This is a genomic window from Compostibacillus humi (assembly GCF_014637175.1).
In the GTDB taxonomy this organism is placed as follows: Bacteria; Bacillota; Bacilli; order Bacillales; family Amphibacillaceae; genus Oceanobacillus; species Oceanobacillus humi.
In genome coordinates this window covers 46,595-53,095 of sequence record NZ_BMEV01000016.1, presented here as the reverse complement: position 1 = coordinate 53,095, position 6,501 = coordinate 46,595, and the positions used below count along the sequence as shown (strand labels likewise).

The window sequence follows — 6,501 nt, the reverse complement described above, 5'->3', positions numbered from 1 at the left end:
TACAAAATCAAATTTACATCGCACTCATCACCTACTGTTTACATGTACTGATTCAATTAGAAACAAAAAGTAAAAAGTCGCTGCTTCGAATTAGCCGCTGGTTAAAGGCAGCACTATGGAAGCCAGCTTACATTTGGCTGCGAAGGTTTGAGAAAAAAGCCGTTCCATAACAAAGGCAAATGTCGTTGTCCCTTTTGGATGAACTGTATATAATTTTCAAAAAATGGATAAAGCCACCTTTAGTTGGACTTTGACTTTTTGGCTTAATTTATGAGAAAATTATTTACTGAATATTCCAACTATATTTATGCAATGCTAGTGATTTTCAATTAGAGGTAAAAAATTGGGATAACCAGTATCTACTAATGTTAAATCGATATATGTAACAATTAGGCTGGGATAATTTTTTTGTTTCTGCCCATTAAATTCAAACTCGATTGGAAGTTCTATAATCTCCATTGCATTATACCCGCTTCTCAAAGTATTCATTTTGTAAAATGCCCATATGCAAGACATCATGCCACTTGCCATCTCTAAATAAACCTTGTCTACTGTTTCCTTCCTGTCTGAAACCGAGCTTTGTATACATACGAATTGCCCTATCATTAAACGAAAATACTCGAAGAGAAACTCGATGGAGGTTCATTTCGTAAAAGGCATAATCCAGCAATAATCTGAGTGCCTCTGAACCAAAGCCATTTCCCCAATATTCCTTTTCTCCAATGTCGATAATACACTCGGCATTTCTATTCTTAAAATCAATATTCGTTAATGATACAACTCCAATTGATCGTTCGTTTTCTTTTTCAACAATGATGTAGCTCTTCGCATTATTTGAACCCAAAATGACTTGCTCAACAAATTCCTTTGTCGTTTCCACCGGATAAACATCTAAAATAGGATTAGTGGAATACATCACTTCCAAGTCATTTCTCCATTTATGATATAGTTCCGCATCTTCCAGTGTCATCTTTCTTAATTTCAATCTCGTTGATTCAAACAACATCAAATCACTCCTTATTTACGGATGTTGGATTTAATAATTTTTCTAAAGAATAAAGTAGAACGGATAGTTGATCTTTTACTTTGGTTTGTTCATGCCCCAACTGATAAGTGTCTAACATTAGTCCATTCAAAAATGACAAGATAAACATTGCAATGGACCGAGAAGATTGCTGAGGTTTGAATTCTCTAGTACGAGTACCTTCATCAATTAACTGTTCTATCGCTTCTGTTGTTCGAGCATAACGTTCAAAAAGATATGAGGAATTATCTATAGATTTTACATAATCAGAGGTCAAGAAGAATTCCGTATTCGCATGGACCAATGTTTGATTAATTTGCTCAATATAGATTTGCCATTCTTCAATCCAATTCTTTAATTGTGCCCATAAAGTTCCTTCACCAGATGGTAAAAAATCATCTATGTTTTTTTGATCTTCATATTTTAGAACTTCAATAAAAACATGGTCAATATTATCGAAATAACTATATAAAGTTCCTCTTGATACTCCAGCTTCATCCATAATATCTTGCATCGAGGTACGGACAAATCCTCGCTCAATGAATACCTTCCTAGCTGCCTGAATCAATTCTCTTTTTTTCTTCCTTTTATACTCTTCACTAACAATCGGTGCCATAAAAATCATCTCCCCAAAAAACCTAACATCAAACTATACACAGTTGTCGTTTTTATTATACATTATAACGACACTGTTGTATAGTTTGAGTTTTCCTGAGTGAAACATTAACAAATCTTATTTGAAAATTTATAACATACAGCCGCAATGAAGATACAATGGAATCTATGAATAAATAGACAAGAAAAAACTCAGGCTCCTGATGAGAAAAACCTGAGAATTTAATGGAATTTATAAATAAATCATATAAATGTTAATTTATTAAGGAATTGATCAAGAAAAGACCCTGGAATGATAAAATTGGTTCTTAACAATTCCGGGCCAAAATAAAAATTTATTTTTTAAAACGATAAATTTATTTTTAAGATTACACCTGTTGTGAATCCAAAATAAACTTCTGCTTTTTCTCCACTCTCAAACCCGCATTCCACCGTTTGAGTAAAAATAAAGTTTTGCTACAGAACCCTGATTTTTAAGGATTTTCGGTTACAAAAACACCGATTTTCGGGCCTTTTTCGGCTGTTTTTTCATGTTTTTTCATATTTATAATAAAGTTTTGCCACATCACAGGTCAAGTATCTGAGATAGAAGAGATGAGAAAATGAGATAAAAGTATTGGATTAGTATTGATTTATTATTGAATTAATATCAGTTGGAAGATGGGATCAACCCAGTGATATCAATAAATTAGGAACATAACTCTACTAAATGGATATTGAAAAAGGTATGAAAAAACTCGGGATCCAAATGAGGAAAACCCGAGATTTGATTGAATCTGTTTGGAAAAAAGCAAAGGTTTATTTTAACTGAAATGGTGTTGGTGGTGGAAAAAGTTTATTTTGATTAGTGTAAAGATGCACATTATTCCAGCCAAAAGCAGCACATTTTGTTCAAATTAGTCCAGATTTTTCACAAAGTATATATGTATAAAGCTCGTATTAAGTGTATAAATATACCCTGAATGGCTTGACATGGAGCCTCTGCGGCCATGCGTTTCAAGCCAAGAAGCCAGCTGTCTAAAGACTTTGGCTTGCCAGGCAGGCTAGCTACCCGCCTCTCCATATCAAGCCGTGTCACGTACCTTATACAGATTATACATCTGAAATAATTTGAAATTCACAATCTGAAATAAAGTGGATATTTACATGATTAGTAAGACTTTATTTTAGTTAGACAATTACTGTGCCCTAAAAATTAACATCACCGAAAACACCCACCTCAAACCCACATTCCACCGTTCGAGTTAAAATAAAGATTACCGACAGAACCCCCATTTTTGATGTTTTTTCTTTCAAAAACACGCACTTTCTTCCCTCTATTATGCCTGTTTTTTCACCTTTTTTTCTGTTTTAAAATAAAGTTCTCCGAGAATGTTGAGTGAGGGAAACACGAGGAAACCGAGACAGAACAAGGGATGGGCATGAAAAAGATCCGGAAATCGGAAATGTTTATTTTCACGAAAACCGGATCTGAATCGGTAATGTTTATTTTTACTGAGAGATGTTTAAATTAGTTAGACACTTTCTGTACAACCATAATAAACCCCTGCTTTTTTCTGCCCCTCCAACCCGCATTCCACCGTTTCAGTCATAATAAAGATTTGCTACGGAACCCCTATTTTGAAGGTTTTTCGGTTCAAAAATGATCGTTTTTCGGGCCTTTTTCGGCTGTTTTTTCATGGTTTTTTCGAAGTTGGAATAAAGTTTTGGGAATGGAATATATGAAATCAACGATACATGGATTACCGATGCGGATGATCGGACGGTAATTGTCCAAAAAGACGAACCTACATTGACACTGACAACCTGTTACCCATTTGACTATATCGGGTATGCACCAGATCGTTATATTGTTCAAGCTACTCTAGTGGAATAAGTATATGCGATTTTCCGGGGATCTATAGAGGGGACAGTTCCCGGGGTGAGAATTTTTTCATTATCTTTTCACAGCCAATTATTTAGTTACATACTAAAAAGCCCCATCCTTTTCGAGCGGAGAATGGGGCAAAAGTTAACAGTATACTATCATGGTAATTGAATTTTTGACGTTAATACATTATTTCCCGAACCTAAACGCAAGCGAATATTCGCTTCTTTGGCTGTCGTTGAAGGATCGATTCGCATCATTACTTCTCCTGTTGCAATGCCGTCATTGTTGGCTGTTACTGTGCCTACATGACCATAACCATACCGGGATGGCCATGTGCCATCGGCATTTTGTATTTGCGAGATGCTTTTTCCGCCATGTATTTGGGCATTATTTATCGTCGTTCCTGGCTCTAATCCTGTAATTTCTACTTGAACCGGAAAGGCTTCCCCGTTCTCCGGCAAGGTCTTTGGCAAGATTAGTTTGTAATTGCCGTTTTCAATGACTTGCGTTTCGCCATCAGCTGGTGGTTCTTCTTCAGAAGGAGGGTCCTCCGTTTCAGAACCTTCCCCAATGACTACCGATTCGGTGATGACATTATCCCCGCTGCTGTTTTTCACGCGAATAAATCCTTCTGTTGCAGTCGTTGAACGATTTAATCGCATGGTTACTGTTTTTTCAGCAATCCCCTCACTGTTCGCCGTGAAGGAACCAATGTCAAAATAACCATAATGATTTGGCCATGAACCATCACTGTTTTGTACTTGTGATATCGATCTACCGCCTTCTACATACACTTGAATCCGATAACCATCGACAGTACTGTTTGGGGCTAGTCCTTCTACACGAACCGTCACCTCAAAAGGTTCCCCATTGTTCGGTAAAACATCTGGTGTAATGATGGAGTGAATCAATGGTGCCGGAGGATCCACATCTGAACCGTACGCCCCATCCGCAAAAGTAGATGTATCGTACCATACATATCCTTCCCTCGGTTCACGCCAAGGTTCTTCTTGTGGTTCCGTAGATTGCAGCGGATCTTCCATCTCCAATCGTGGAGTTGGGTCATCCAGTGTAATCGACGTTTCATCGAAGGAATCATAATTTTCGTCTTCCGCCAGCCAATGAACAATATTCACCAGCAATCTAGCATTGTCGTGTGCAATAAATCCATCATACGTTGTTTTCGGTCTACCGGTTTCTTCGTTAAGATATTTAGGTGTAGCATCTTCAACCGGAGAGGAGTCCCCGATAAACGCAGATTTACCCAATCCCTTTTTGCCAATCGCGACAAATGGACCTTCTTCTACACCACCGCCTGCATAGACACCTTGGTCAACAGCATGCGCCCATTTATTTGCTGATTCGGTCAACCCGTCCGGTAAATAGACAATTCCTTTCGCGATCTCCGGATCCGTAATTGCTAAAGTTGAACCAGCATGAATGGAAACTTCATTTACACCTTCTGTAATACCAAATGATTCGTCCGGGGATACCACTTGATTCGCAACCGTACGATCTATGGCGTTATAGCGGAACTCCACACCAAATTCATCGCTTAGCCACGTCGAATTTTCAACACCTTGAAGTGCTTTTGCTTCATCAGCTGACATTCCTTTGGTCGGATCCTCAAAGGCTCCCCGACGCCAGCCATTCATAATTTCATTGGAATCCCAGCGGTTTAAATTGCGGTCCGCATTATAATGGTCTGCGATGAAAAATACGGCACCGCCTTGCTCAGCATAAGTTGCAATGGCTTCTTGTTCGGATACAGTAAATGGAATATTTGCTTCCGGAATAACAAACACATCATAATCTTTGATATCTTGAATGGTTAGCGGGTCGTCGCTGCGAAATTCTTTGACTGTATACCCTTCTTCCACAAGAGCATCCGCAAAGTCGGAAAATGCTCCATCAATAACCCAATCGGACTGTCCTGATGTTTGACCATGGCTGTTATCAAATAATACGCTTTTTTCGTTTGATTGTTCCGGAATTAATATCGGTGCCGGATCTTGTGCATTCTCAGCAAAGGCTGCTTCATCCGTCATAAATGTAACCATGAACAGACATAAAATAGATAATAAAATAACTTGGATTTTTTTCATGACGACCCTCCGTTATTTATTACATATTTTTTGATCAAACAGTCAGCATAATAGCACAAACAAAAGGAATAGCTTATCCCCTCACCAATTTCGTCCGTATTTTATTGGAAAAGTATTCGACGACTAAAATCAGGATAACAAGCCCAATTAAAATGGAACCTACTTCCGACCAACGATAGGAATTCATTGCAAAAATGAGCGGAGCGCCGATCCCGCCTGCGCCAACCAATCCCAGTACGGCAGCATCACGCAGGTTCATATCAAATCGATAAATGACAATCGATAAAAATAAAGCCGACAGCTGGGGCATGATGCAAAAGCGTATTTTTTCCATCACGTTGCTTCCAATCGATTCCATCGTCTCCAAAATCGATGTGTCCAAGTCCTCGATGACGTCAACATACAATTTAGACAGCATGCCAATACTTGTCAGTGCCATCGTCAGCACACCTGCGAAGGCTCCCGGACCTGTTACACGGATAAACATCAGCCCGTACACAATTGCCGGGATGGTTCGGATAAAAATCAGCAAAAGGCGCACGAGCCAAGCAATCGGCTTCGGCACAATATTCGAAGCAGACAAAAAGGCTAGTGGAATAGCGAGTATTGCGCCGACAATGGTACCTAAAAAGGCAATGGCGATGGTTTCCAGGAGTAAATAGGGTACGCCATTTGTCACATTAAACAGCAATTCGGTATCCGGTTGAACGAGACCTAATAAAATATTTTTAGCAACCGTCCAGCCATTCGACTCCACTTCGTCCAACTGAATGGCCGAAATCGACCAGCCAAAAAAGAGGAGGACGACGAAGACGGTAATGATTCTGGAAAGGCGATAAGATGGCTCAAGCTCCAATTGTTTTACAATATCATTCATTCGAAAATCT

At 38.8% G+C, this 6,501-nt stretch carries 4 protein-coding genes and 3 pseudogenes; 2 read left to right on the top strand and 5 right to left on the bottom strand.

The features are described 5' to 3' along the window. Positions 1–170, top strand: a pseudogene (locus IEV18_RS17220) (IS4 family transposase); the annotation flags it as partial. A 151-nt stretch (positions 171–321) separates the two neighbouring features. Here the strand turns inward: IEV18_RS17220 and IEV18_RS17660 are convergent. From IEV18_RS17660 to IEV18_RS06025, 3 genes and pseudogenes are all read right to left on the bottom strand, one after another. Beyond that, positions 322–459 (bottom strand): annotated as a pseudogene (locus IEV18_RS17660) (MBL fold metallo-hydrolase); the annotation flags it as partial. Positions 460–463: 4 nt separating this feature from the next. After that, positions 464–1,006 (bottom strand): GNAT family N-acetyltransferase, encoded by a 543-nt coding sequence (locus IEV18_RS06030; protein ID WP_188391481.1) that lies wholly within the window; start codon positions 1,004–1,006, stop codon positions 464–466. Between the two features lie 4 nt (positions 1,007–1,010). Beyond that, a complete protein-coding gene (locus IEV18_RS06025; RefSeq protein ID WP_188391480.1) occupies positions 1,011–1,640 on the bottom strand; it encodes a TetR/AcrR family transcriptional regulator in 630 nt (209 codons plus the stop codon). A gap of 1,719 nt (positions 1,641–3,359) precedes the next feature. Here IEV18_RS06025 and IEV18_RS06020 point away from each other — a divergent pair. Further along, positions 3,360–3,515, top strand: a pseudogene (locus IEV18_RS06020) (sortase domain-containing protein); the annotation flags it as partial. Between the two features lie 149 nt (positions 3,516–3,664). Here IEV18_RS06020 and IEV18_RS06015 read toward each other — a convergent pair. Then, positions 3,665–5,614, bottom strand: a complete 1,950-nt coding sequence (locus IEV18_RS06015) for a motility-associated ABC transporter substrate-binding family protein (RefSeq protein ID WP_188391479.1) — start codon at positions 5,612–5,614, stop codon at positions 3,665–3,667. A 73-nt stretch (positions 5,615–5,687) separates the two neighbouring features. Next, a complete protein-coding gene (gene phnE, locus IEV18_RS06010) occupies positions 5,688–6,491 on the bottom strand; it encodes a phosphonate ABC transporter, permease protein PhnE (protein WP_188391478.1) in 804 nt (267 codons plus the stop codon). Between the last annotated feature and the right edge of the window lie 10 nt (positions 6,492–6,501).

What these genes read in the sequence shown, in the direction of transcription:
- IEV18_RS06030 (WP_188391481.1), bottom strand. Translation starts at nt 1,006, where the DNA reads ATGTTGTTTGAATCAACGAGATTGAAATTAAGAAAGATGACACTGGAA.
- IEV18_RS06025 (WP_188391480.1), bottom strand. Translation starts at nt 1,640, where the DNA reads ATGGCACCGATTGTTAGTGAAGAGTATAAAAGGAAGAAAAAAAGAGAA.
- IEV18_RS06015 (WP_188391479.1), bottom strand. Translation starts at nt 5,614, where the DNA reads ATGAAAAAAATCCAAGTTATTTTATTATCTATTTTATGTCTGTTCATG.
- phnE (WP_188391478.1), bottom strand. Translation starts at nt 6,491, where the DNA reads ATGAATGATATTGTAAAACAATTGGAGCTTGAGCCATCTTATCGCCTT.